This is a genomic window from Pseudomonas sp. A125 (genome assembly GCF_055409485.1).
Genome location: NZ_JBUZVP010000018.1, coordinates 18932 through 45166, shown reverse-complemented (window position 1 = coordinate 45166; position 26235 = coordinate 18932). Strand labels below are relative to the sequence as shown.

At 61.4% G+C, this 26235-nt stretch carries 24 protein-coding genes and 1 pseudogene; 10 read left to right on the top strand and 15 right to left on the bottom strand.

What is annotated here, in order from left to right; all coding sequences use genetic code 11:
- Positions 1-22: 22 nt before the first annotated feature.
- Both ACZRN6_RS22975 and ACZRN6_RS22970 read left to right on the top strand, forming a co-directional pair.
- Positions 23-1120: pseudogene (locus ACZRN6_RS22975) on the top strand (methyl-accepting chemotaxis protein); the annotation flags it as partial.
- On the top strand, positions 1112-1975 hold the full coding sequence (locus ACZRN6_RS22970; protein ID WP_464008943.1) for a methyl-accepting chemotaxis protein: 864 nt from the start codon (positions 1112-1114) through the stop codon (positions 1973-1975). The pseudogene ACZRN6_RS22975 and the gene ACZRN6_RS22970, both read left to right, overlap by 9 nt.
- A gap of 170 nt (positions 1976-2145) precedes the next feature.
- On the opposite strand, the gene ACZRN6_RS22965 is transcribed toward ACZRN6_RS22970, so the two are convergent.
- The 4 genes from ACZRN6_RS22965 to ACZRN6_RS22950 are packed head-to-tail and all read right to left on the bottom strand — an operon-like array spanning position 2146 to position 6230.
- Positions 2146-2514 carry a glyoxalase superfamily protein gene (locus ACZRN6_RS22965; protein ID WP_464008909.1) on the bottom strand — a complete coding sequence of 123 codons (369 nt, stop codon included), beginning with the start codon at positions 2512-2514 and terminating at the stop codon, positions 2146-2148.
- A gap of 29 nt (positions 2515-2543) precedes the next feature.
- Positions 2544-4007, bottom strand: coding sequence for an N-acyl-D-amino-acid deacylase family protein (locus ACZRN6_RS22960; protein ID WP_464008908.1), 1464 nt, complete (start codon positions 4005-4007; stop codon positions 2544-2546).
- A 1-nt stretch (position 4008) separates the two neighbouring features.
- Positions 4009-4869, bottom strand: coding sequence for a MurR/RpiR family transcriptional regulator (locus ACZRN6_RS22955; protein WP_464008907.1), 861 nt, complete (start codon positions 4867-4869; stop codon positions 4009-4011).
- 11 nt (positions 4870-4880) lie between these two features.
- On the bottom strand, positions 4881-6230 hold the full coding sequence (locus ACZRN6_RS22950) for a GntT/GntP/DsdX family permease (RefSeq protein ID WP_322143141.1): 1350 nt from the start codon (positions 6228-6230) through the stop codon (positions 4881-4883).
- 247 nt (positions 6231-6477) lie between these two features.
- Here ACZRN6_RS22950 and ACZRN6_RS22945 point away from each other — a divergent pair, with 247 nt between their 5' ends.
- Positions 6478-6870, top strand: a complete 393-nt coding sequence (locus ACZRN6_RS22945) for a lysozyme inhibitor LprI family protein (RefSeq protein WP_322143140.1) — start codon at positions 6478-6480, stop codon at positions 6868-6870.
- Positions 6871-7028: 158 nt separating this feature from the next.
- Here ACZRN6_RS22945 and ACZRN6_RS22940 read toward each other — a convergent pair whose 3' ends face one another.
- From ACZRN6_RS22940 to ACZRN6_RS22920, 5 genes are all read right to left on the bottom strand, one after another.
- Positions 7029-8474: a SulP family inorganic anion transporter gene (locus tag ACZRN6_RS22940; protein ID WP_322143139.1), complete on the bottom strand. Its 1446-nt coding sequence runs from the start codon at positions 8472-8474 to the stop codon at positions 7029-7031.
- Between the two features lie 198 nt (positions 8475-8672).
- Positions 8673-9566, bottom strand: coding sequence for an NAD-dependent epimerase/dehydratase family protein (locus tag ACZRN6_RS22935; RefSeq protein WP_322143138.1), 894 nt, complete (start codon positions 9564-9566; stop codon positions 8673-8675).
- A 104-nt stretch (positions 9567-9670) separates the two neighbouring features.
- Positions 9671-10567: a LysR substrate-binding domain-containing protein gene (locus ACZRN6_RS22930; protein ID WP_464008906.1), complete on the bottom strand. Its 897-nt coding sequence runs from the start codon at positions 10565-10567 to the stop codon at positions 9671-9673.
- A 41-nt stretch (positions 10568-10608) separates the two neighbouring features.
- Entirely contained in the window at positions 10609-11199 is a 591-nt protein-coding gene (gene mdaB / locus ACZRN6_RS22925; protein ID WP_464008905.1) for an NADPH:quinone oxidoreductase MdaB, read from the bottom strand.
- 116 nt (positions 11200-11315) lie between these two features.
- Positions 11316-12080 (bottom strand): sulfite exporter TauE/SafE family protein, encoded by a 765-nt coding sequence (locus ACZRN6_RS22920; RefSeq protein WP_464008904.1) that lies wholly within the window; start codon positions 12078-12080, stop codon positions 11316-11318.
- 183 nt (positions 12081-12263) lie between these two features.
- On the opposite strand from ACZRN6_RS22920, the gene ACZRN6_RS22915 reads away from it, so the two are divergent.
- On the top strand, positions 12264-13178 hold the full coding sequence (locus ACZRN6_RS22915; RefSeq protein WP_464008903.1) for a LysR family transcriptional regulator: 915 nt from the start codon (positions 12264-12266) through the stop codon (positions 13176-13178).
- A gap of 15 nt (positions 13179-13193) precedes the next feature.
- Here ACZRN6_RS22915 and ACZRN6_RS22910 read toward each other — a convergent pair whose 3' ends face one another.
- Both ACZRN6_RS22910 and kynU read right to left on the bottom strand, forming a co-directional pair.
- Complete coding sequence (locus ACZRN6_RS22910) at positions 13194-14624, bottom strand: amino acid permease (protein WP_464008902.1); 1431 nt, start codon at positions 14622-14624, stop codon at positions 13194-13196.
- A gap of 158 nt (positions 14625-14782) precedes the next feature.
- Positions 14783-16033, bottom strand: a complete 1251-nt coding sequence (gene kynU, locus ACZRN6_RS22905; protein WP_464008901.1) for a kynureninase — start codon at positions 16031-16033, stop codon at positions 14783-14785.
- Between the two features lie 142 nt (positions 16034-16175).
- On the opposite strand from kynU, the gene ACZRN6_RS22900 reads away from it, so the two are divergent.
- Positions 16176-16649, top strand: coding sequence for an Lrp/AsnC family transcriptional regulator (locus ACZRN6_RS22900; protein ID WP_003212305.1), 474 nt, complete (start codon positions 16176-16178; stop codon positions 16647-16649).
- Positions 16650-16750: 101 nt separating this feature from the next.
- Here the strand turns inward: ACZRN6_RS22900 and catA are convergent, their stop codons facing one another.
- The 3 genes from catA to ACZRN6_RS22885 are packed head-to-tail and all read right to left on the bottom strand — an operon-like array spanning position 16751 to position 19154.
- Complete coding sequence (gene catA / locus ACZRN6_RS22895; RefSeq protein WP_464008900.1) at positions 16751-17680, bottom strand: catechol 1,2-dioxygenase; 930 nt, start codon at positions 17678-17680, stop codon at positions 16751-16753.
- Positions 17681-17722: 42 nt separating this feature from the next.
- Entirely contained in the window at positions 17723-18013 is a 291-nt protein-coding gene (gene catC / locus ACZRN6_RS22890; protein WP_003212310.1) for a muconolactone Delta-isomerase, read from the bottom strand.
- 16 nt (positions 18014-18029) lie between these two features.
- Positions 18030-19154 (bottom strand): muconate cycloisomerase family protein, encoded by a 1125-nt coding sequence (locus ACZRN6_RS22885; protein ID WP_464008899.1) that lies wholly within the window; start codon positions 19152-19154, stop codon positions 18030-18032.
- A gap of 114 nt (positions 19155-19268) precedes the next feature.
- Between ACZRN6_RS22885 and ACZRN6_RS22880 the strand changes: the two genes are divergently transcribed.
- The gene (locus tag ACZRN6_RS22880) at positions 19269-20144 is read left to right on the top strand and encodes a LysR family transcriptional regulator (protein WP_464008898.1); all 876 of its coding nucleotides are present in this window, start codon (positions 19269-19271) and stop codon (positions 20142-20144) included.
- Positions 20145-20288: 144 nt separating this feature from the next.
- On the opposite strand, the gene ACZRN6_RS22875 is transcribed toward ACZRN6_RS22880, so the two are convergent.
- Positions 20289-21287 (bottom strand): AraC family transcriptional regulator, encoded by a 999-nt coding sequence (locus ACZRN6_RS22875; RefSeq protein ID WP_464008897.1) that lies wholly within the window; start codon positions 21285-21287, stop codon positions 20289-20291.
- 311 nt (positions 21288-21598) lie between these two features.
- Between ACZRN6_RS22875 and antA the strand changes: the two genes are divergently transcribed.
- The 4 genes from antA (at position 21599) to ACZRN6_RS22855 (ending at position 26094) form a co-directional block, all read left to right on the top strand.
- Entirely contained in the window at positions 21599-22990 is a 1392-nt protein-coding gene (antA, locus tag ACZRN6_RS22870) for an anthranilate 1,2-dioxygenase large subunit (protein WP_464008896.1), read from the top strand.
- Complete coding sequence (gene antB / locus ACZRN6_RS22865) at positions 22990-23481, top strand: anthranilate 1,2-dioxygenase small subunit (protein WP_464008942.1); 492 nt, start codon at positions 22990-22992, stop codon at positions 23479-23481. The genes antA and antB overlap by 1 nt, the downstream gene beginning before the upstream one ends.
- Positions 23482-23611: 130 nt before the next feature.
- Entirely contained in the window at positions 23612-24619 is a 1008-nt protein-coding gene (antC, locus tag ACZRN6_RS22860) for an anthranilate 1,2-dioxygenase electron transfer component AntC (protein WP_322143125.1), read from the top strand.
- Between the two features lie 71 nt (positions 24620-24690).
- Complete coding sequence (locus ACZRN6_RS22855; RefSeq protein ID WP_322143124.1) at positions 24691-26094, top strand: amino acid permease; 1404 nt, start codon at positions 24691-24693, stop codon at positions 26092-26094.
- Positions 26095-26235 lie beyond the last annotated feature (141 nt).

The following is a 26235-nucleotide window of genomic DNA, read 5'->3' as shown; positions in this document are numbered from 1 at the left end:
GGTCGCTACTTCCAGCAACCGGATGTACCCGCAAATCTGTTCCTGGAGGAATGCGATGAATAGTTGGTTCGGCAACATCAGCGTCAACATGAAACTGGGCCTGGGCTTCGGCCTGGTGCTGGTGCTTACTTCGATCCTTGCGCTCACCGGCTGGACCAGCCTGGGCGGCCTGATCGACCGCAGCAACTGGATGAGCGACATCACCCAGCTCAACGCTTCGCTGACCAAGCTGCGGATCGTACGCCTGCAATACATGCTGGCCAACGGTGACGAAACCGTGGCGCAAAACGTGCAGACCAACCTCGACGGCTTTGCCGCCCAGCAACAGAAGCTGCTGGACAGTTTCAAGAGCAGCGAAAACCTCAAGCTGCTCAATGAGCAAAAAGCGATCATCACCGCCTACCAGCAGTCGCTGAACAAAATGCGCGAGGCCTACCGCAACGGCAACGCCGCACGCCAGGTCATGGGCGACAAGGCCGACATCGCCAACGCGCAGATCGATGCCCTGGACACCAGCGTGCGGCAGATGCCCGACGGCGCCGAGCGTTTCGCCCAGTTCGAGGCCGTGACCACCGCCAAACAAAAATTCCAGCTGGCGCGCTACGAAGTGCGCGGCTACACCGGCAACGTCAACGCCGACACCGAAGCCCGTGCTGTGGCGCAGATCGAGAACGCCATCGACGGCTTGAAAGACCTGCATACCGCGTTCGGAGCCAGCCAACAGGCCGCCCTGGGGTCACTGGAAACCGCGCTGCGCGCCTATCGCAGCGCCCTGCAGAACTACAAGGCTGCCAACGCCAACATCGTTGTCGCCCGCGCAGAAATGACCACCCAAGGCACCGACATTGTCAGCATCAGCGACAAGCTGTACGACCTCCAGCTGCAACGCCGTGACGCCGAAAGCGCCCAGGCCCGCAGCCTGCAATTGATCAGCACATTGCTGGCGTTGCTGGTGGGCATCGTGGCGGCCGTGGTCATCACTCGCCAGATTACCCGCCCACTGCGCGAGACCCTCGCCGTGGTGGAACGCATCGCCTCCGGTGACCTGAGCCACAACATCCAGGTAACCCGCCGCGACGAACTCGGCGTATTGCAGCAGGGCATCCAGCGCATGGGCACCACCCTGCGTGAACTGATCAGCGGCATCCGCGACGGCGTGACCCAGATCGCCAGCGCCGCCGAAGAGTTGTCGGCCGTCACCGAGCAAACCAGCGCCGGGGTCAACAGCCAGAAGATCGAGACCGATCAAGTGGCGACCGCCATGCACGAAATGACCGCCACCGTGCAGGAAGTCGCGCGTAATGCCGAACAAGCTTCCCAAGCCGCCTCCGCCGCTGACGGCGAAGCCCGCGCCGGTGACAAGGTGGTGGCCGAAGCCATCGCCCAGATCGAGCGTCTGGCCGCCGAAGTGGCCCGCTCCACCGACGCCATGACGCACCTGCAGCAAGAGAGCAACAAGATCGGCAGCGTGATGGACGTGATCAAGGCCGTGGCCGAGCAGACCAACTTGCTGGCACTCAACGCCGCCATCGAAGCCGCGCGTGCCGGTGAAGCCGGTCGTGGTTTTGCCGTAGTCGCCGACGAGGTACGCGGCCTGGCCCAGCGCACCCAGAAATCCACCGAAGAAATCGAAGGCCTGGTGGCCGGTTTGCAGAACGGCACCCAGCAAGTCGCCGCCGTGATGAACAACAGCCGCAGCCTCACCGACAGCAGCGTCGAACTGACGCGCAAGGCCGGTGTATCACTGGAAAACATCACCCGTACGGTGTCGAGTATCCAGTCGATGAACCAGCAGATCGCCGCCGCTGCCGAACAACAGAGCGCCGTGGCTGAAGAAATCAGCCGCAGCATCGTGAATGTGCGGGACGTGTCGGAACAGACGGCAGCAGCCAGTGACGAGACGGCCAAGTCGAGTGTGGAACTGGCGCGCCTGGGCGGGCAGTTGCAACAGATGGTCAGCCATTTCCGGGTGTAAACCACCTTCAACGCAAGCCCCTTCAACTGTGGCGAGGGAGCTTGCTCCCGTTGGGTCGCGAAGCGGCCCCAATCCAGACAACCGAGACCGTTCAGGTAAACCCGGCGCCTGGTTTTGGGGCTGCTGCGCAGCCCAACGGGAGCAAGCTCCCTCACCACATTAGAACGGGTTTAAACCGCTACTTCCTCAACAAACACCAACCGGTTCCCCGACGGGTCGCTGATGCTCATCTCGCGGCTGCCCCACGGCGTGTCTTCAATCCCGGGCTTGGCGTTGCGGTAGTGCTTGGCCAGTAACTGCTGCTGGTACGCGTCCAACCCTTGAGCCTGAATCCGCACCGCCGCACCTGGCGAGCAATCGCCATGGTGCTCGGACAAGTGCAACACACACTCCCCCAGCGACACCTGCAGGTACAGCGGAAAGTTGTCTTCAAAGCGGTGCTGCCAATCGACCTTGAACCCCAGGAAATCGACGTAGAACGCCAGGGTCCTGGCCTCATCGAAACTGCGCAAAATCGGGGTGACTTTTCCTAAGTGCATGGCGATTGCTCCGTGTTTGAAAGCCGCCACTATAAGGCCGCGAACCCCTTGCGCAAATCCCCGCTGCGCGCCAGGAACCTTCCGGGCCGCTGCCCGTTGGCCTTTCCGTCGCTGTAGCTCAACACACCGTTGACCCACACACCGTCAATCCCTTCAGCCGCACGCTGTGGCGCCTTGAAGTCGGCTACATCCCGCACCCGCAACGGGTCAAACAACACCAGGTCGGCCCAATGTCCTTCGCGAATTTCACCGCGCTCGGCCAGCCCGAAACGTGCCGCCGACAAGCCGGTCATCTTGTGCACGGCAGTGTGCAGCGGGAACAACCCAAGGTCCCGGCTGAAATGCCCAAGCACCCGTGGAAACGCCCCCCACAAGCGTGGGTGGGGAAACGGATCTTCGGGCAGCCCGTCCGAGCCAATCATCGACAGCGGATGCGCCAGGATCCGCTGCACATCGGTCTCATCCATCCCGTAATACACCGCCCCGGCGGGTTGCAGGCGCCGGGCGGCGTCCACCAGCGGCACGGCCCATTCGGCGGCGATGTCCTGCAGATCCCGTCCGCCCATTTCCGGATGCGGCGTCGACCAGGTGATGGTGATGCGAAACGCGTCGGTGACTTGCTTGAGGTCCAGGGTCGAAGAGCTCGCGGCATACGGGTAGCAATCGCAGCCCACCGGATGGGTCTTCGCCGCCAGCTCCAGTGAAGCCAACAACTGTGGACTGCGCCCCCAGTTGCCGGCGCCCGCGCACTTGAGGTGGGAAATGATCACCGGCGCCTTGGCATGACGGCCAATCTGAAACGCCTCGTCCATCGCCTCCAGCACTGGCTCGAATTCGCTGCGCAAATGGGTGGTGTACACCGCACCGAACGCCGTGAGTTCTTCGCTCAGTTGCAGCACTTCATCGGTCTCGGCGTTGAAGGCGCTGGCGTAGGCAAGCCCGGTGGATAAACCCAGGGCACCGTGCGCAAGGCTCTCCTGCAACTGCACGCGCATCGCGGCGATTTCATCCGCCGTGGCGGTGCGGTGCAGGTCGTCCATATGGTTGCTGCGCAGCGCCGTGTGGCCGATCAGCGCGGCCACATTGACCGCCGGATGGGCACTTTCCACCGCCGCGCGGTAATCGGCAAAACGCGGGTAGGCAAACGCCTCGCGCGTGCCCAACAGGTTCATCGGGTCTGGTGGATCGGCGCGCAGGCTGACCGGCGATGCGCTGATGCCGCAGTTGCCGACGATCACCGTGGTCACGCCCTGGCTGAGTTTGGGCAGCATTTGCGGATGACGAATCACCACCGTGTCGTCGTGGGTGTGCACGTCGATAAACCCCGGCGCCAGCACGCGCCCGGTGGCGTCGATTTCATGCTCGGCGCTGTCCTGGGACAGGTCGCCGATCTTCTCGATGCGCCCTTCGCGCAACGCCACATCGGCGACATAGCCGGGTGTGTTGCTGCCATCAATGATCAGCGCCTGGCGGATCAGCGTGTGGTACTTCATCTCAGTCTCCAAGCGGCAGGCTGTCGGGGCCGCCGCGATAATCGTCCAGGGCCAGCTTGATCCGTCGCAGGCGTTCCTGGTTGTCGTCCGGCATGGCCAGCGCCAGCTCGGTAGCGAGCACGTCGATGGCCAACAGCATTCCGTAGCGCGCCGCCGTTGGCTTGTAGATAAAACTGGTTTCCGCCGGTTGCAGCGGCAGCAGCACATCGGCCAGCTGCGCCAGCGGGGAATCCGGCAGGGTGATGGCGATGATTTTGGCGCCGTAGTTACGCGCCAGCGCCACCACGCCCAATACCTCCGGGGTGATGCCGGTCAGCGAGCAGACGATCAGCGCGTGCTTCGGCCCCAAGGTGGCAGCGGTCACGCGCATCATCACCGGGTCGTGGCAGGCGGCGATCGCGTAGCCCAGGCGCACCAGGCGCACTTGCAACTCGTCGCTGCACAGGCTCGAGGGCCCGCCCATGCCGAACGCATGGATCATCCGCGCATTGCCCAGCAGGCTCACGGCGTCGACAAAACTACGCTGGTTGAAACCGGACAAATGCCGGCGCAACGTCGCCTCGATATCGCTGAGAATCTGCCGGTGAAACGCCGATTGTTCGGGCAGCCCCGCGGGGTCGAGGAAACGGCTGCCAACCCCGCTGGCCTGGGCCAGTTGCAGGCGCAGGTCGCGCAAGTCGCGGCACCCGACGCTGCGGGCAAAACGCGACAGGGTGGCAGTGCTGACTTGCGCCCGTTGGGACAACTCTTCCAGGCTGGCGGACGCTGCAAAGCTGACGTCATCGAGCATCAACCTGGCGATACGCCCTTCGCCGGCGCTGAAGGAATCCTGGCGGGCGCGGATCTGGTAGAGGATGTCCATGGGGTCTCCGGTTACAGGATGCAGGACAGACCATAAGTCAGACCGAAGGCAACCACCGAAATCAGGGTCTCCAGCACGGTCCAGGTCTTGAAGGTCTGGATCACCGTCATATTGAAGTATTCCTTGATCAGCCAGAAGCCGCCGTCGTTCACGTGGGAAAAGATTACCGAACCTGCACCGGTCGCCAGCACCAGCAGTTCCGGGTGTGGATAACCCAGGCCCATGGCGACCGGCGCTACCACGCCCGACGCGGTGGTCATCGCGACAGTGGCCGAGCCAGTGGCGATACGCATCAGCGCGGCGAACAGCCAGCCCATCACCAGCGGCGACAGGTTGAAGGCATGGGCCAGGCCGAGGATTTCATTGGTAACGCCGGCATCCACCAAAATCCGGTTAAGACCGCCGCCCGCACCTACCAGCAAGGTGATGCTGGCGGTTGGTGCGAGGCATTCGTTGGTGAACTTGAGAATCGACTCGCGGTTGAAACCCTGAGCCAGGCCCAGCGTCCAGAAGCTCACCAGGGTCGCCACCAACAGCGCTATCACCGAGTTACCGATAAACAACAGGAACTGGTTGAACGCAGTGCCCGGCGTGGAAATCAGGTTGGCCCAGCCGCCGATCATCATCAGCACCACCGGCAACAGGATGGTACCCATGGTCAGGCTGAAGCTCGGCAGACGGGTGCGCGGCTCGCGGTCGATGAACTGACGTTCCAGCGGGTTTTCCGCCGGCAGGTGGATGCGCGGCACGATGAACTTGGCGTACAGCGGCCCCGCAATGATTGCCGTCGGGATACCCACCAGAATCGCATACAGCACGGTTTGCCCGACTGAAGCGTTATAGGCCAGCACCGCCATCATCGCCGCCGGATGTGGCGGCACCAGCGCGTGCACCACCGACAAACCCGCCACCATCGGCAAACCGACCATCAGGATCGACACGCCCACCCGCCGCGCCACGGTAAACGCAATCGGCACCAGCAATACAAAACCGACCTCGAAGAACAGTGGCAACCCCACCAGAAACGCAATGCACACCATCGCCCAGTGCGCATTGCGCTCGCCGAAGCGGTTGATCAGCGTGCGCGCCACCTGCTCGGCGCCGCCGGATTCGGCCATCATCTTGCCGAGCATGGTGCCCAGCGCAACCACCAGGGCGATATGCCCCAGCGTCTTGCCGACGCCCGCCTCATAGGAGCCCATGATCGTGTCCGCCGGCATCCCGGCCAACAGCGCCAGGCCGATGGACACCAGGGTGATGACGATAAACGGGTTGAGCCGGTAACGCGCGATCAATACGATCAATGCAATGATGGCGATGGCGGCGTAGATCAACAGCCAATACCCCGGTGATGCGGCCATGCGGTACTCCTCGAAAAGGGTCACGTCGAATAGGTTGTGAAAGTCATAAATCATTACCGAGGTAGATTTTCAATTTTTATGAAAGTAATTTTCGCCCACAGATAAGCGTTGTCGCTCAGGGATATGCCCAGGACACGTGAATGAAAATCCGGGGGGCGTTCTTACATGAAGATTGCCGGGGCTGGAAACTCAACTGCGCAGGCCGAGTCTTAGACTGCACACCGACTCATGACCAGGAAAACCCAGAATGAATCGCAAACACCTGCTTGTCCCTTTCGCCGCCAGCGCACTGCTGCTGGCCTTGTGCGGCACAGCCTCGGCCGACGAGAACCCGGCGCTGAAAAAGTGCATGGACGGCGCCAATACCACCGCCGACATGGTCGATTGCAATGCCAAGGAAACCAAAGTGCAGGACGCGCGCCTGAACACCGCCTACAAAGCGGCGATGACGGCGATGGAAGGCAACCGCAAACAGCAATTGCAGGACGTGCAGCGCCAGTGGCTCAAGTTTCGTGATGCCAATTGCGGCTTCATTGGCTCGGCAACCGGCGGCACCATTGATCAGGTCAACGGCTCCGGTTGCCTGCTGGACATGACCCAGACCCGCGCCCAGGAACTGGAAAACCTGGTCGGGCCATGATGGCCGAACACACCCTTGCGTAGCAGCGGTCGAGTAGAACGAGGCCGCGTTCGGCTGCGCAGCAGTCGTAAAACCTGAGACTTCGGTGTGTCAGATGCACCGCGGACGCAGCCTCGCCAAAGCTCGACAGCTGCTACGCAATCGCACTTCAGCAACTGTCAGTCGTGCTGCACCCGGGCGCGCTTGAGCAGTTTGCGGCAGCGCTCGGACAGGTGCAGCACCCGCAAGTGCTTGCCGGCCTTGGTGTAGCGCTCGCGCAGGGTCATCAACGCAGCAATCGCCGAATAGTCGACGAAGCTCAAGTGACGGCAATCCAGCGTCACCTGGGCCGGGTCGTTGGCCGGGTCGAACCGGTTCAGGAACGGCGTGGTCGAGGCGAAGAACAGTGTGCCGTGCAGACGATAGAGTTTGCTGCCGTCCGCTTCCATATGCTCATCCGCGTATAGCTCGCGCGCTTGCTGCCAGGCAAAGTTCAGCGCCGCAATCACAATCCCGCACAGCACCGCCGTCGCCAGGTCGGTGAACACGGTAATCACCGTCACCGCCATGATCACCAGCACGTCGTTGAGCGGCACCTTGTTGATCACCCGCAACGAAGCCCAGGCAAAAGTCTGCTGCGACACCACAAACATCACGCCCACCAACGCCGCCAGCGGAATGCGCTCGATCAGCGGTGACAGAAACAGAATGAACAACAGGATCATCACCCCGGCAAATACCCCGGAGAAGCGCCCGCGCCCGCCGGAGCTGAGGTTGATCACGGTTTGCCCGATCATCGCGCAGCCGCCCATGCCGCCGAACAATCCCGAGACCATGTTGGCGGCACCCAAGGCCACGCTTTCGCGGTCCGGGTAGCCACGGGTCTCGGTGATTTCGTCGGTGAGGTTGAGGGTCAGCAGGGTTTCCAGCAGGCCGACCATGGCCATCAGGATCGCGTAGGGCGCGATGATGTGCAGGGTTTCGAGGGTCCAGGGAATCTGCGGCAGCGCGAAGGTCGGCAAGCCGCCGGCGATATGGGCCATGTCGCCCAGGGTGCGGGTTGGCAGGCCGAGCAGGTACACCGCAAGACCCACGCCGAGGATCGCCACCAGCGCTGGCGGCACGGCGCGGGTCAGGCGCGGCAGCAGGTAGACGATGGCCATGGTTGCCGCGACCAGCCCGGTCATCACGTACAACGGCGTGCCGTTGAGCCAGGTGTCACCGCTCTTGAAATGCTCCAGCTGCGCCAGGGCAATGATGATCGCCAGGCCGTTGACGAACCCGAGCATCACCGGGTGCGGCACCATGCGCACCAGCTTGCCCAGGCGCAACAGGCCGAAGGCAACCATGATCAGGCCGCCCAGCAACACCGTGGCCAGCAGGTACTGCACACCGTGTTGCACCACCAGCGCGACGATCACCACGGCCATCGAACCGGCGGCACCGGAGACCATGCCAGGCCGGCCGCCGAACAGCGCGGTCAGGGTGCAAATGATAAACGCGCCGTAAAGGCCCATCAGCGGGTTGAGGTGAGCCACCAGGGCAAAGGCGATGCATTCGGGCAGCAAGGCAAACGACGTGGTGAGTCCGGCCAGGGCGTCGGCGCGCAGACGGGTGAGGTTCATTGAAGTACCGGGGAGTTGCGGGGATAAGGCGAGGGATGGTACGGAATTGGGCGGGGTGGGGCTAGTGCAGTGTCATGACAGGTAGACCCTGTTGCCTCCATCGCAGGCAAGCCAGCCTCCACATTTGATCGTGTTCACACATCAAAATGTGGGAGCCGGGCTTGCCCGCGAAGGGCTCAACTCGGTTTCAAGCGAACATCACACCATCTCGTTGCGAATCCACTCGACTACAGAAGTGCGCTTCGGCGCCCAACCCAGCAGTTCGCGGGCGTGCTTGCCACGCACACGGCTGTTGGAGCCCAAACCGTAGTTGGCCATTTCATAGCCCCACTCGGCTTCAGCATCTGCCAACGGCCAATCCTGTGGCTTGCCCAGCTTCAGCGCTTCGGCAATCGCGGTGGTCATGTCGACAAACGCCGCCTCGCCACTCTCCACAAAGTAGAAAGTACCCGGCACATTCTTTTCCAGCGCCAACAGGTACAGCGCAACCACGTCTTCGATGTGCACGTTGGACCAGATGTTCTGGCCGGTGCCCACGTGGCGTACCACACCGCTTTTACGCGCCTGCTTGAGCAAACGCGGCAATTGCACGCTGTCGCGCTTCACGCCCAGGCTGTGACCGTAGATCAATGTGTTGCAGATCACCGCCGAGTTCACGCCGTCTTTGGCGGCCGCCAAAATCAAATTGTCGATGGCCACGCGAGCAGCCTTGTCGACGGTCGGCTCCGGCAGGCTGTCTTCGAAGTAAATGACATCACTCGACTTACCGCCCGACGCATCACCCACGATGCTCGAACCGCTGGTGTGCAGGAACGGCTTGTGGGAACCGCGCAAGGCTGCCAGCAAGCTTTCCACGGCGCCGCGATGGTCGCTGCTGGCCGCGTTGATCACCGCGTCAGCGTTCTTCGCCTGTTCGCTCAACAACGCGCTGTCGTCCAGCGTGCCGATCACAGGCGTGATGCCCAGTGCGGTCATTTCTTCAGCCTGTTCGGCGCTGCGTACCAAGCCTGTGACTTTATGGCCAGCCTGGACCAGGCCAGTGGCGATGGAGCCGCCGATAAAACCGGCAGCGCCAGTAATGAATACGTTCATGGAGGTGTCTCCCTGCGTGAGTAATTGATGGGTTAAGTATTGCGGACCTATCCATGCGGAATAAGTCCGTATTGCCCAATTCAATCTTGCGCAGGGGTCACGAATCAGCTGGCGTAGCTGGCCAGCTTGCCCTGGATAAAGTCCAGGAAGCACTGGATGCGCAAGGCCAATTGCGAGTTGCGGTAGTACACGGCGTTGATCGGTTGGCGATAGCCGCTGTTGAATTCGGCCAGTACCGGTATCAGGCGCCCGGTCTTGATGTCCTGGGCGGTCATGAAGTCCGACAAGCAGGTGATGCCCTGCCCTTCCAGCGCCAGTTGGCGCAAGGTTTCACCGCTGGAAGCGGCGATGCCCGGCTGGATCTGCCAGCGATCCCCGTGCACATGGCGCAGTGGCCAGTGGTTGAGGGTTTCGGTCTGGGTGAAGCCGAGCAAGGTGTGTTCGGCCAGTTCGGCAACGGTGGTGGGCGTGCCGTGCTGTTTTAGGTAAGCCGGGCTGGCAAGGATATGCAGCGGGCTGCAACCCAGCGAGCGGGCGTGCAGGGTGGAGTCCGCCAGGGCACCGATGCGGATCGCGATGTCGGTGCTCTGCTCCAGCAGGTCGATGATCAGGTCGTTGCTGTTCAGCTCCAGCTGGATGTCCGGGTACCGGCCACGAAACTCGGCGATGTACGGCACGATCGCATGCAGCATGAACGGCGACGCCGCGTTGATCCGCAGTCGACCCGACGGGGTTTGCTGGCGCGACGACAGGCGCTCTTCCAGGTCGTCCATTTGCTCGAGGATCACCTTGGCCCGCTCGAAAAAATACTTGCCCTCTTCGGTCAGGTCCATGCGCCGCGTGGTGCGGTTGATCAAGGTGGTGTCGAGCTTGGCTTCCAGGCGCGACAAGGTACGGCTGACCGCCGACGGCGTCTGCCCGACCTGTTCGGCGGCGGCGGAAATCGACCCGCATTCAATCACGCAGACGAAGATCTGTAGCTCATCGGATCGGGCTTTCAACGTGAATCCTCTTTATAGCGGCTGCACGGATACTAGCCGCATTACAGGCTCAGGTTAAACACCTGCGCCAGGTGCTGCTCATAACGCGCCACGTCGGCTTCGATGGCCGGGCGTTTCATCACGTCCACGCACAGGAAGGTCGGCAGGCCGGTCATGTCGAGGAATTCGTTGGCCTTGTGAAACGGGAAGTACACCGCGTCCACGCCCTTGGCTTCGAAAAAGTCGGTGGGGTCGTCAAAGGCTTGCTGCGGGGCGTTCCAGGTCAGGGACAGCATGTATTGCTTGCCCTGGATCAGGCCGCCGCTGCCGTATTTCTGCGAGGCATCGGAACGGGTACGGCCGTCGCTGGCGTACAGGCTGCCAAGGCCTTCGGTGAAGACTTCGTCGATGTACTTCTTGACGATCCATGGGGCGCCCATCCACCAGCCGGGCATCTGGTAGATGATCACGTCGGCCCAGAGGAATTTGGCGACTTCTTCGGCCACGTCGTAGCCGGCGTCGATGTGGGTTTGCTTGACGTCGATGCCGCCACGGTCGAGCACGGCCAGGGCGGCCTCATGCAGGGTGCTGTTGTAGCGGCCATCGGAATGGGCGAATTGTTTACCGCCGTTGAGCAACAGAACTTTTTTCATGGATGTGCCTAAAGATTAAAAATGTCTGAAGGCAGGGTAACGGGGCCGATGCTGTGGAATAAGCGTCGAAACTGCAAAATACATTTGAGCAAAAAGCACGAATCAGCAATTGATTCTTAACCACTGATCAGCAGATGGCCACCCAATGCGGCCATGCCGATGAAAAATACCCGCTTGAATAGCACCGCACTGATGCGCTGGCGCACGGCCTGACCCAGCCACATCCCAAGCAATGCCGGCACCAGCGCCAGCAACGAGGCGTTCAATTCGCCGCCGCCCAGGCTGCCGCGCCAGAACAACCCGGCCGCCAGCGCCAGGGTCGACACCGTGAACGACAGCCCCAGCGCCTGCACCAGTTGATCGCGGTTCAAGCCCAACGCTTGCAGATACGGCACCGCCGGGATCACGAACACCCCGGTGGCCGACGTGATGATCCCGGTCAGCACGCCGCACAACGGGCCAAGCCAGCGCTCGGTGGTCGGGCTGATCTTGAAGGTCGGCAGCAACAAACCACTCAAGGCATACACCAGCAATGCCCCGCCCAACGCCCGCACCACCCAGTGCCCGCCGTCCATGCCCAGCCACAACGAGCCCAGCCCGGTGCCGAGGAAAACCAGCAGGAGCATCGGCCACAGGCGTTTGACCAAGGCCTTTAGATGGCCGCCGAACGCCAGTTGCCAGAGGTTGGTGACCGTCGAGGGGATGATCAGCAACGCCGCAGCCTGCACCGGCAACATAGCCAGGCCGAGCATGCCCATGGCGACGGTGGGCAGGCCCAGGCCGATCACACCCTTGACCGTACCGGCCAGCAGAAATGTGCCAATCACCAGTAATGTAAGGGCCGGCCCGAGGTTTTGGTAGAACGCGAGGAAAGTATTCATGGGCCGATTTTGCGCGTTTGGATGATGACTGAAAATTCACCATATACTGAGGCAGCCTCTTGTTTTGCATGAGGCTGATGACGTCGTCGCAGGCACGCCAGCTCCCACAGTTGATCGCATTCCAACTGTGGGAGCTGGCTTGCCTGCGATGAGGCCGGCCCATTCACCCGGAACCTACAGCCCATGCACTTTGACCTGATCGACCTGCGCCTGTACCTGCACATCCTCGACACCGGCAATATCACCGCCGGCGCCAGCCGCAGCCATTTGTCCCTGGCCGCCGCCAGTGCGCGGATTCGGGCGATGGAAGCCTCGCTGGGCATTGAGTGCCTGGAACGTGGCCGACGCGGCGTCACCCCGACACCGGCAGGCAAAGCCCTGGCCGGTCATGCGCGCCTGCTGTTGCAGCAAGCCGAACACCTGCAGCAAGACCTCGCGGAATACGCCAACGGCGTCAAAGGCCAGGTGCGCCTGCTGTGCAACACCACCGCCCTGAGCGAGTACCTGCCGGAACTGCTGGCAGACTTTCTACGCGAGCACCCCAACCTCGACATCGACCTGCAGGAACTGCCGAGCCTGCGCATCACCCATGCCTTGCGCCAGGGCGCGGCGGACCTGGGGATTATTTCCGATGCGGTGGACACCCACGGCCTGCAAACCCTGGCCTTTCGCGATGACCCGCTGGTGTTGATCATGCCGCTGGATCACCCATTGGCCGGGCGCACCGTGAGTTTTATCGACAGCTTGCAACATGACTACGTGGGCCTGGCCGCCGACAGCGCGCTGGCGGTGTACCTGGAAGAACAGGCATTGCACGCAGGCTTTCGCTTGCAGACCCGCATTCGCGCGGACGGGTTTGACGCGTTGATTCGCATGGTCGCCCGGGGCGCCGGGCTGGGGATCGTGCCCCTCGCCGCGCTGGAACGCTGGCCGCTGGAGCAGCGCTTCAAGGCCCAACCCCTGACCGAGGATTGGGCCTGTCGCAAACTGCTGTTGTGCGCGCGCGGCTTCGACCAATTGCCCGGTTACGCCGCCCAACTGCTAAACGCCCTCTCCCCCTGTAGGAGCGAGCTTGCTCGCGAAGAACGTCAACGATAACGCGGGCTTTCTGATTTAACCCGGCGCCCTCGGGTTTTTCGCGAGCAAGCTCGCTCCTACAGGGTTTTGGCGACCCTTGCGGAAAAACACGTAGTACACCAGCGACAGAATCAACAGGAACGGCACCCCGAACACCAGCGTCATCCTGAACGCGTCGGTGAAGAACGTGGTGATCATCACCGCGCCCATCAGCACCAGGCCCAGCAGCGTGCTGTAGGGAAACAGCGCCAACTGGAACGACAGCTTCGCCCCGCCGTGACGCTTGCGGTAGCGGCGAAAAAACAGGTGCGTGAGGAAGATCATGAACCAGGTGAAGATCGCGCCAAACATCGAAATCGCCATCATCAGGGTGAACGAGCTTTCCGGATACACCACGTTCAGCAACGTTGCCAGGGCAATGCCCGAGCTGGACAGCAGCAAGGCGTTCAACGGGATCCCGCTCTTGCTCAAGGCGCCCATGGACTTGGGTGCAAAGCCGGCGCGGGACAGGCTGAACATCATGCGTGTGGTGATGTAGAGCTGGCTGTTCATCGCCGACAACGCAGCGATCAGGATCACGAAGTTCATCACGCCCGTGGCGCCGGGAATGCCGATGGTCTGCATCACCGTGACGAACGGGCTTTGCGCATGCCCGGCCTGGTTCCACGGCACGATGGCGAGCATCAGCGCCAGGGTCAGCAGGTAGAACACCACCAGCCGCACGATGGTTGCGCGGAAAGCTTTTTTCACCGCCTGCTCCGGGTCGGCCGCTTCACCGGCGGCTACCGCGATCATTTCCACGCTCAGGTAGCTGAAGATCGAGACGATCACCGCGATCCACATGCCGCTCAACCCGTTCGGGAAAAAGCCACCGTGAGCCGTGTAGTTCTGCACGCCGTAATCCGGATTGCCGGAGCCGACCACCACATACACCGCCAGGATAATGAAGCCGACAATGGCGCTGATCTTGATCGTGGAAAACCAGTATTCGAAGGTGCCGAAGGTCTTGACGCTGATGGCATTGAGCACGATCAACACGCTGGAAAACGACACGATCCACACCCATTCCGGCACGTTGGCGAACCAGTACTTCATGTACATCGCCACCGCCGTGACCTCGGCGCCCACCGCCAGCACAATCGCTGCCCAGTACGCATAACGCACCAGGAAACCGGCCAGTGGGCTGACGTAAAACTCGGCATACGCGCCGAACGATCCCGAGGTGGAATGCGCCACGGTCATCTCCGCCAGGCAGCCCATCAACAGCAACGTGATCAGCGCGCCGATGGCATAGCTGACCAGCACGCTGGGCCCGGCATAGCCGATGGCGTAGGCGCTGCCCATGAACAGCCCGGTGCCGATGGCGCCCCCGATGGCGATCATGCTCATCTGGCCGGAAGTGAGCTGGCGCCGCAGGCCCAACTCGCGATTGGTTATTTCGGCAAAGCCCTGGTTTGGCGTAGTCACGTGGCGTGCCCCTTTATTATTGTGATTGCACTGTTTGTTGCTTGCCCTGAACCTTGTGGGAGCTGGCTTGCCTGCGATGCAGACACCTCGGTATGTCAGTTAAACCAAAGTGACGCCATCGCCGGCAAGCCGGGCTCCTACAAGGGTTTTGTGTTGTATCAGGTGACGCTGTGGCGCACTTTGAATTGCGGCTGGTCCCAGGCTTTCTGGTCGAGAATCTCACCGAGGATTTCCACTGCATCCCACACCTCGGTAAAGCTGGTGTACAGCGGGGTAAACCCGAAACGCATGATGCGTGGCTCGCGATAATCACCAATCACGCCACGGGCGATCAAGGCCTGGATCACCGCATAACCCTCAGGGTGTTCAAAGCTGACGTGGCTGCCACGCCGGGCATGTTCACGCGGGGTGATCAGGGTCAGCTGGTGGGCAGCGCAACGGGATTCCACCAGCTCGATAAACACGTCTGTCAGCGCCAGGGATTTAGCGCGCAGACTCGCCATGTCGGTCTGGGCGAAAATATCCAGGCCACATTCCACCATCGCCAGCGAGGTAATCGGCTGGGTGCCGCACAGGTAGCGCGCAATGCCCTGGCTCGGCGCATAACGCGATTCCATGGCGAACTGCCGGGTATGCCCGAACCAGCCCGAGAGCGGCTGCGTGACCACGTCCACCAGCGCCGGGTTGACCCACACAAACGCCTGCGAGCCCGGCCCGCCGTTGAGGTATTTGTAGGTGCAGCCAATCGCATAATCGGCACCGGCCTGATGCAAGTCGATAGGCACCGCGCCCGCCGAATGCGCCAGGTCCCAGATCGCCAGCGCGCCACATTCATGGCTCAACGCGGTCTGGGCCTGCATGTCGTACATGTAGCCGGTCTTGTAGTTGACGTGGGTGAGCATCACCACGGCGGTGTCCTGGTCGATGGCCTGCGGCAGTTCGTCGGGGCTGTTGACCAGGCGCAGGGAATAGCCTTGTTGCAGCAGTTCGGTGAGGCCTTCTGCGATGTACAGGTCGGTGGGGAAATTGCTCGCTTCGCTGACGATGACCTTGCGGCTCGGCGCTCGCTCGCGCTGCACGGTCAGTGCTGCGCTGAGCACCTTGAACAGGTTGATGGACGTGGTATCGGTGATCACCACTTCACCGTCGCGGGCGCCGATCAGCGGCGCCAGGCGGTTGCCCAGGCGCTGGGACAAGTCGGCCCAGCCGGCGCTGTTCCAGCTGCGGATCAGGCCATTGCCCCACTCCTCGGCGATCACCGCTTGCGCCCGCTCCAGTGCCGCTACCGGGCGCGCACCGAGGGAGTTGCCGTCGAGGTAGATGACCCCGGCCGGCAAGGCGAATTGGTTGCGCAGTGGCGCCAGCGGATCCTGGTCGTCGAGGGTCAGGCAATCGGTGCGGGTGGTCATGGTCAGTCCTGTTCTTGTAGTAACAATGAGCCAAATAATGAACGAAGCTTTAGAGAATTTTCGTGCAAAGTGGTGGGCAACAGGCTAATTAAGCTGTAGGAAATTCGAATTTAACCTCCAAACACGCGGATTTATTCTAACCATGATTCTCGACGCCACCGACCTGCGCCTTCTGCATTTCCTGCAACAGGATGGCCGTATCAGTAACCAGGAACTGGCGGAGAAAGTCGCCCTGTCGCCGTCGGCCTGCCTGCGGCGTTTGCGCCTGCTGGAGAGCGAGGGAATCATCAGCGGTTATCGGGCGGTGTTGAACGCCGAGCAATTGGGGATCGAGCTGGAGGCCATCGTCCACCTGTCGTTGCGTCAAGATGTGGAGGATTGGCACGAGACGTTTATCAAGAAGGTGCAAGGCTGGCCGGAGGTGGCCAGTGCGTATGTGATTACCGGGGCGAGCAATTATGTGCTGCGGGTGCAGGCGCGGAATTTAAAGCACTTTTCGGATTTTATTGTGAACCATCTGAACCGCACGGCGGGGGTGATGGATATTCGCTCGGAGATCGTGCTGCAGAAGATCAAGGATCGGGATGATCTGCTGGATTTGGTAGTGCGCAAATAGCACGAACACCACACCCCCTGTAGGAGCTGGCTTGCCAGCGATAGCGGTGGTTCAGTCACCACCGTCATCGCCGGCAAGCCGGCGCCTACAGGAAGTCGGGATCAGTCTTCGAGCGCACGCACCCGTTGCATGCGTTTCTGCTCCACCGGCGCTGCCGCTGGCTGCAACTCAAAGTCAAAATCAATCTGCGCAAACTGCCCTTGCACACCAAATTCCTTCGCCAGGTTGGCGTCCTCGCTGAAGCGAATCTCGGCGATCAACTCATCGCGGGTCGCATAGGCAAAGTCATCATGCAGGTACGGGTCATCCGACAGGTTGATCTGCGTGGTGAGGTGCCGATGGCCCGGCGCCGAGATGAAGAAGTGGATATGCGCCGGCCGCTGGCCATGGCGCCCCAACTGGTCAAGCAACTGTTGGGTCGGCCCGGTCGGCGGGCAGCCATACCCGGACGGCACAATGCTGCGAAAACGATAGTTGCCCTGGGCATCCGTCTCGATGCGCCGGCGCAGATTGAATTCCGATTGCGTGCCGTCAAACCACGAATAGGTACCGCCCGTGTTGGCCTGCCACACATCCACAATTGCCCCCGCCAGCGGCTTGCCGTTGGTGTCGCGCACCTGGCCCTGCATGAACAGCGGCACGCCCGGGTCGAGGCCGTCATCCAGTCGCGCTTCGTATCTGGACAGCGGCGCCCCGGCCACGTACAGCGGGCCTTCGATGGTGCGCGGGGTGCCGCCGGATTTGCCGGCTTCCTCGTCCGCCGCGTCCATCAGCATGTCCAGGTAATGCTCCAGGCCCAACCCTGCCGCGAGCAACCCGGCTTCCTGGTTCTTGCCCAGTTCGTTGAGGTAGTTGACCGCCTTCCAGAACTCTTCCGGGGTCACTTCCAGGTCTTCAATGATGTTGACCGTGTCCCGCAGGATCCGGTAGATCAGCGCCTTGGCCCGTGGGTTGCCGCCGTCGTTAAGGTTGCCGCTGGCTTCTTCGAGAAACTGTTGGGCGTGAGCAGTCTGGGAAAGTCGGATGGACATGGTGCAATCCTCATCTTGTAATTATTAGGTGAAAAAACAGACTCAGCGATCATCCTCACGGATCGACGATGGATGCCGGCACAGGGCATTCACTTCGATGGCCATGTAAGGATAAAGCGGCAGTTGCATCAACAGGTCATGCAGTTCCTGCACGCTGTCGACATCAAACACGCTGTAGTTGGCGTACAGCCCGGCGATGCGCCACAAGTGGCGCCATTTGCCTTGCTCTTGCAGCCGCTGCGAGAAGGCTTTTTCTTCAGCCTTCAGGCCAGCAGCGCGCTCGGGGTTCATGTCGACAGGCAGGTTCACGGTCATTTTTACGTGGAACAACATCGCAGGTGTCCTCGGGTTATTTATCGCGGCGGAAGAACGCCAGGCGCTCTTCATCGATGGCCAGGCCCAGGCCCGGAGCGGTGGAGACATGCAGGTGGAAATCGCGGTACACCAGCGGCTCGGCGAGGATGTCTTCAGTGAGCAGCAGCGGGCCGAACAGCTCGGTGTCCCACGCCAGTTTGTTCAAGGTAAGGAAGGCATGGGCCGAAGCCAGGGTGCCGATACCGCCCTCAAGCATGGTGCCGCCGTACAGGCCGATGCCCGCCGCTTCGGCAATCGCGGCGGTGCGCAGTACCGAGCGCGGGCCGCCATTTTTCGCGATCTTCAGGGCGAACACCGAGGCCGCGCCTTCGCGGGCCAGGTTGAAAGCATCTTCCACACATTCGATAGATTCGTCGGCCATGATCGGCGCCGGGCTCGACAGGTTGAGCCGCACCATGCCGCCACGGTTGTTGCGCGAGATCGGTTGTTCGATCAGGTCGATGCCATTGTCACCCAGCACTTTGCAGGCACGCAGGGCCACGGCTTCGTCCCACGCCTGGTTGACGTCGACCCGCACACTGGCGCGGTCGCCGAGGGCTTTTTTGATCGCGATCACGTGGGCCAGGTCCTGGCTGACTTCGCCGGCGCCGATCTTCAATTTGAAGATGCGATGGCGGCGCAGGTCGAGCATCTTCTCGGCCTCGGCGATGTCTTTTTCGGTGTTGCCGCTGGCCAGGGTCCAGGCCACCGGCAAGGCGTCCCGCACGCGGCCGCCGAGCAATTCGCTGACCGGCAGGTTCAGGCGCTTGCCGAGTGCATCGAGCAACGCGCTTTCGATACCCGACTTGGCAAAGGTGTTGCCCCGAATGCTGCGCTCCAGGCGCAACATGGCGGCGTTGATGTTGCTGGCGTCCTGGCCCAGCAGCAGCGGCGCGAAGTGCCGGTCGATGTTGATCTTGATGCTGTCGGGGCTCTCATTGCCGTAGCTCAGGCCGCCGATGGTGGTGGACTCGCCAATGCCTTCGATGCCGTCGGCGCAGCGCACGCGGATGACCACCAGGGTCTGGTTCTGCATCGTGTGCATCGCCAGCTTGTGCGGGCGGATAGTGGGAAGGTCGACGATGATGGTCTCGATCGACTCGATGGCGCAAATCGGCATGGCAATACCCGTTGGGTTCTTTATAGATTTGGCCTGATTCTGTTCCGCATTTTTTCTGGCTTCCAATATAGAATTGGTCTTGAACAATACCCTTAAGGTATGAAAGGAGTCCTTATGGAACTGCGCCATCTGCGTTACTTCCAGGTGCTGGGGGAAACCCTCAACTTCACCCGCGCCGCCGAACGCCTGCACATTGCCCAGCCGCCGTTGAGCCGGCAGATCCAGCAATTGGAGGACGAACTGGGCGTGGTCCTGCTGGAACGCGGGCGGCCGTTGCGGCTGACCGAAGCCGGGCGGTTTTTCTATGAGCACGCCAATGTGCTGCTGGAGCAACTGGGCAAGGTGTGCGACAACACCCGGCGCATCGGCCTTGGGCAGAAAACCTGGCTGGGCATCGGTTTCGCGCCCTCGACGCTGTATGGCGTGCTGCCGGAGTTGATTCGCCGGCTGCGCAGCCACGACGGGCTGGAGCTGGAGTTGGGCCTGTCGGAAATGACCACGCTGCAACAGGTCGAAGCACTCAAGGCCGGGCGGATTGACGTGGGCTTCGGGCGGATTCGCATTGACGACCCGGCCATTCTGCAGCGGGTATTGGTGGAGGATCGGCTGGTGGCGGTATTGCCAGCCGGGCATCCCTTGCTGGGCGCCCCGGCCACCCTGGCGCAACTGGCCGCCGAACCTTTCGTGCTGTACCCCGGCAACCCGCGCCCCAGCTACGCCGACCATGTGATCGCGCTGTTCGACGCCCACGGCTTGAGCCTGAAGGTTGCGCAGTGGACCAATGAATTGCAGACCGCTATCGGGCTGGTCGGCGCAGGCATGGGCGTGACGCTGGTGCCGGCCTCGGTGCAGGTGCTGCACCGGGCGGACATCGGCTATACGCCGGTAGTAGAAACTACCGCCACGTCGCCGATCATTCTCAGCCGGCGGATCAATGACCAGTCGCCGGGGCTCAGTCATTGCCTGCAATTGGTGGAAGAGTTGATCTGAGACCTCACAACCATCACAAATCCCCTGTGGGAGCGGGCTTGCCTGCGATAGCGGTGAGTCAGAAAAGAAAATGCAGGCTGGTCCTCCGCTATCGCAGGCAAGCCAGCTCCCACAGTTGATCTGCGTTGTTTTTGCATAAAGTGTTCATCCACGCATGCGCCGGGCGTCGTTGCGTTGCAGGGTCTGGCTGGGCGACTCATCGAACAGCTTGCGGTATTCGGCCGAGAATCGCCCCAGGTGGGTAAAGCCCCAGCCCAGGGCGATTTCGGAGATGGTGCGGGTTGAGCCGTGTTCGAGGATTTGCTGGCGCACGGCGCCCAGGCGGTATTTCTTCAGGTAGGCCATGGGCGACAGGGCGAAGTATTTGCGGAAAGCATCGAACAGCTTGAAACGCGACACGCCCGCCGCCGCTTCCAGATCCTCCAGGTGCAACGCTTCCCGGGCGTTGTCGTGGATGTACTGCCGGGCACGGATCAAATAGTGCGGCAGCTTTACGCCCAACACGTCCCGCAGTTCTTCGGAATAATTATTCGGCTGGGCCAGGATCAAGCCCTTGATCAGCGAGCTCTCCAGGTCCCGGGTAAACGCTGCCTGGTCGTACAGTTCGCTGCTGCGCTCAAGCTCGGCGATGAAATACCGCGCCATGCGCCACCACGACGCCGAGGCGCCATCCACCGCGTCCATCACCGACTCAAAGCGCAGCGGCGCCTCAATCGGCCGTTGCAGCAAGCCTTCCAGGGATTCACTCATGGCCGCGCGGGTGATCACCACCTGCAACTTGCGGCAGTCGCCGGAGATTGCCAGCACCTGATGCTCATTGGGCGAGATGATCACGCCCTGGTCGCGGTTGGAGCTGAGCCGTTCGCCGTTCTTGCTCAACTCCTGCTCGCCCACCAGCGGCAAGCTCAGGCTGTAGCTGCTGAAATGCTCGGCGTCTTCGATGTCGATAGTCACGTCAGTGCCGTACTCAATAATCCCCAACGTGGTGGCGCGGGACTTGAACACATTGGCGCTGTGGTGAAAGCGGATGCGCTCCGGCGTCGCGGTTTGCAGCCGGTGCGGCCCGCAGATGCCGGACATCCAGCTGCAGGCGCCTTCAAGGTCGAAGCGCTCGATACGTATATCGCGTGTATTGCTACTCATCACGGGGCACCCACGGCAATTGTGGCCGGCGCGCTCTTGTGGCGCGTCCTGGTAGAGCAAGAGCAAGTTTTGCGCCACGCCAGCAGCATTGCCACTGGGTGGATAGCAACCGTCGACTAAGTGGATAACACGCCGACTTTTCCGACAATCACCTTGCAAGACAGTAGCGCATTCCACCGCCGCCCTGCACTGCCATGGGTATTTCATGCCCACTAAGTGGCCCACCTTCCCCCATTAACCGGATAGCCCGCCGCCCCGCCGCAACCTCTTAATGGCCTACCCGTTTAGCCATTATCAAAAAGGTGCCTCCCATGAGTGGTGCAAGAAGCGTCGAACAGTGGAAAAGCTTTATCGAAGGCTGCCTGGACTTTCGTCCGGTGGATGAAGTGTTCCGCATCGCCCGGGACATGTTCACCGAGCCCCAGCTGTTTGATCTGGAGATGGAGCTGATCTTCGAAAAGAACTGGATCTACGCCTGTCACGAAAGCGAATTGGCCAACAAGCACGACTTTGTGACGATGCGCGCCGGGCGCCAGCCGATGATCATCACCCGCGACGCCGAAGGCCAACTCAACGCACTGATCAACGCCTGCCAGCATCGCGGCACCACCCTGACGCGGGTCGGCAAGGGCAATCAGTCCACCTTCACCTGCCCGTTCCACGCCTGGTGCTACAAGAGCGACGGCCGGCTGGTGAAGGTAAAGGCACCGGGGGAATACCCGGAAGGGTTCGACAAGGCCACTCGCGGCCTGAAAAAAGCGCGCATCGAAAGCTACAAGGGCTTTGTGTTCATCAGCCTGGACGTGAACGGCACCAACAGCCTGGAAGACTTCCTGGGCGATGCCAAAGTGTTCTTCGACATGATGGTCGCCCAGTCCGCCACCGGAGAGCTGCAAGTGCTGCCCGGCAAGTCGGCCTACACCTACGACGGCAACTGGAAGCTGCAAAACGAAAACGGCCTGGACGGTTATCACGTCAGCACGGTGCACTACAACTATGTGGCCACGGTGCAGCATCGCCAGCAGGTCAACACCGAGAACGGCACTGGCTCGGGCACGACCCTGGACTACAGCAAGCTCGGCGCCGGTGACGCGAACACCGACGACGGCTGGTTTGCCTTCAACAATGGCCACAGCCTGTTGTTCAGCGACATGCCCAACCCGACCGTGCGCTCGGGCTACGCCACCATCATGCCGCGCCTGATCGAAGAACACGGCCAGCAAAAAGCCGAGTGGATGATGCATCGCCTGCGCAACCTGAATATCTACCCGAGCTTGTTCTTTCTCGACCAGATCAGCTCACAGCTGCGGATCATCCGCCCCATCGCGTGGAACAAGACCGAGATCATCAGCCAGTGCCTGGGGGTGAAGGGCGAGTCTGACGCTGACCGTGAAAACCGCATTCGCCAGTTCGAGGATTTCTTCAACGTCTCGGGCATGGGCACGCCGGATGACCTGGTGGAGTTTCGTGAAGCCCAGCGCGGTTTCCAGGGCCGCCTGGAGCGCTGGAGCGATATCTCCCGCGGCAGCCACCGCTGGGAAACCGGGCCGACGGCCAACAGTGAATCGATCGGCATCCAACCGGCGATGACCGGCACCGAATTCACCCACGAAGGGCTGTACGTCAACCAGCACCGCAACTGGCAGAAATTCCTGCTGGACGGGCTCGATGCCCAAGCCTTGAAACTGCGGGAGGTGGAATGATGAATGCGCAATTGCAGTACCGGATCGAGCAGTTTTTTTACCGTAAATCCGAGCTGTGCGACGCCCAGGATTGGGACGCCTACGTGCAGCTGTTCGACCCGCAAAGTGAGTTCCACCTGCCGCAATGGGACTCCGAACACGTGTACACCCGCGACCCCAAGCGCGAGATGTCGCTGATCTACTACGCCAACCGTTCCGGGCTGGAGGATCGGGTATTTCGCCTGCGCACGGGCAAGGCAGCGTCTGCCACGCCGATGCCGAGGACGCTGCACTTGATCAATAACGTGCGGATTGCCGAGCAGGCAGACGGGCAACTGGAAGTGCGGCTGAACTGGCACACGCTGTTCTACCGGCTGGCGACGTCAGAGCAGTTCTACGGCAACGCCACCTACAGCCTCAAGCCCGATGGCGACAGTTGGTTGATCACCCGCAAACACGTGCTGCTGCTCAACGACACCATCAACTCGGTGCTGGATTTCTATCACCTGTGAACACCTCACCCCCCCCGTAGCAGCTGTCGAGCCTTGGCGAGGCTGCGTTGGCGGCGCACCTGACACTCCGCAGACGCAGCCTCGCCAAGGCTCGACAGCTGCTACGGGGGGCGTTTTAGAGAGCGAGCATATGAATCACAAAGTGGCCTTCAGTTTTGCCGACGGCAAGACCCTGTTTTTCCCGGTGGGCGCCAATGAGATCCTGCTGGATGCGGCGTTGCGCAACGGCATCAACATCCCGCTCGATTGCCGCGAAGGCGTGTGCGGCACTTGCCAGGGCCGCTGCGAGTCCGGCGACTACAGCCAGGACTATGTGGACGAGGAAGCCCTCTCCAGCCTCGACCTGCAACAACGCAAAATGCTCAGTTGCCAGACCCGGGTGCAATCTGACGCGGCGTTCTACTTCGATTTTGATTCCAGCCTGTGCAACGCGCCGGGGCCGGTCCAGATTCGCAGCACGGTGAGCGATGTGCAGCAAATCTCGGCCAGCACGGCGATCCTGCACCTGCAGCTTGAAGCACCATTAGATTTCCTTCCGGGCCAATACGCCCGGCTGTCGATCCCCGGCACCGACAGCCGGCGCTCCTATTCCTTCGCCAACCAGTCGAGTAATCAATTGCAGTTCCTGATCCGCCTGCTACCCGATGGCGTCATGAGCAATTACATCCGCGAACGTTGCCAGGTCGGCGATGAACTGTTGCTGGAGGCGCCACTGGGGGCGTTCTATTTAAGGCACGTCACCCAGCCGCTGGTGTTGGTGGCTGGCGGCACCGGGTTGTCGGCCCTGTTGGGCATGCTCGATGAGCTGGCCGCCAGCAACTGCCAGCAGCCGGTACATCTGTATTACGGCGTGCGCGGTGCTGAAGATTTATGCGAGAGCGCGCGCATCCAGGCCTACGCCGAAAAAATCCCGGGCTTTCGCTACACCGAAGTTCTCAGCGACCCGACGCCCGACTGGAACGGCAAACGCGGCTACCTCACCGAGCATTTCGACTTGGCGCAATTGCGGGATCAATCGGCGGATATGTACGTGTGCGGGCCGCCACCGATGGTCGAATCCATCAAGCAATGGCTGTTGGATCAGGCACTTGATGGCGTTCAGCTGTATTACGAAAAGTTTACCGAGAGTAATATCTGACCCCTCAGCGGTATGAGGGGCTGGTTCGGTGTGCGATCAACCCTGAAAAAAACAAGTAGAAGGGACTGTTAATGGCGGATGACATGGTTAACCCGGTAGGCCTCAAGCGTGGCCTGAAGAACCGGCATATTCAGCTGATTGCCCTGGGAGGGGCGATCGGGACCGGGCTGTTCCTTGGCTCGGCGGGCGTGCTCAAGTCGGCAGGGCCGTCGATGATCCTGGGCTATGCGGTAGCCGGTTTCATCGCGTTCCTGATCATGCGCCAGCTGGGCGAAATGATCGTCGAGGAACCGGTGGCAGGCTCCTTCAGCCACTTTGCCCACAAATACTGGGGCGGTTATGCAGGCTTCCTCGCCGGCTGGAACTACTGGGTACTCTATGTGCTGGTGGGCATGGCCGAGTTGACGGCAGTGGGCAAGTACATCCAGTTCTGGTGGCCCGAGATTCCGACCTGGGTCAGTGCGGTGGTGTTTTTTGTGCTGGTCAACCTGATCAACACCCTGAACGTGAAGTTCTTCGGTGAGACCGAGTTCTGGTTCGCGATCATCAAGGTGGTGGCGATTGTCGGCATGATCGTGCTCGGCTGCTACCTGCTGTTCAGCGGCACCGGAGGCCCGCAAGCCTCGGTGAGCAACCTGTGGAGCCACGGCGGGTTCTTCCCCAATGGCGGCATGGGGCTGTTGATGTCCATGGCGTTCATCATGTTCTCGTTCGGTGGCCTGGAGCTGGTGGGTATTACCGCTGCCGAGGCCAGCGAGCCACGCAAGGTGATCCCGAAGGCGATCAACCAGGTGGTGTACCGGATCCTGATTTTCTACGTCGGCGCACTCACCGTGCTGCTCTCGTTGTACCCTTGGGACCAACTGCTGCAAACCCTCGGCGCATCAGGCGATCCCTACAGCGGCAGCCCGTTTGTGCAGATCTTCTCGTTGATCGGTAACGACACCGCCGCGCATATCCTCAACTTCGTGGTGCTGACCGCGGCGCTGTCGGTGTACAACAGCGGCGTGTACTGCAACAGCCGCATGCTGTTCGGCCTGGCCGAGCAAGGTGATGCGCCCAAAGCGCTGATGAAGCTCAACAAGCAAGGCGTGCCGTTGCGTGCCCTGGGCATCTCGGCTCTGGTGACGCTGTTGTGCGTGGTGATCAACTACGTCGCGCCGCATGACGCATTGGAGCTGTTGTTCGCGCTGGTGGTTGCCTCGCTGATGATCAACTGGGCGCTGATCAGCCTCACCCACATCAAGTTCCGCAAGGCCATGGGCGAGCAAGGCGTGGTGCCGTCGTTCAAGACCTTCTGGTTCCCGTTCAGCAACTACCTGTGCCTGGCGTTCATGCTGATGATCATCTGCGTGATGCTGGCGATTCCGGGTGTACGGGCGTCGGTGTATGCGATTCCGGTTTGGGTCGGGATTATCTACGTGGCGTACCGTTTGCGCTTGAGCAAGGGCAAAGCCTTGGCCACCGCACGCTAACCCTTGTAGGAGCCGGCTTGCCGGCGATGAGGCCCGTAGCCTTGCGCCAGTCTGAAGGCCGCTATCGCCGGCAAGCCGGCTCCTACAGGTGGCGTATTTGAGCTGTAAAAAAGCCCCGGCATTCGATGAATGTCGGGGCTT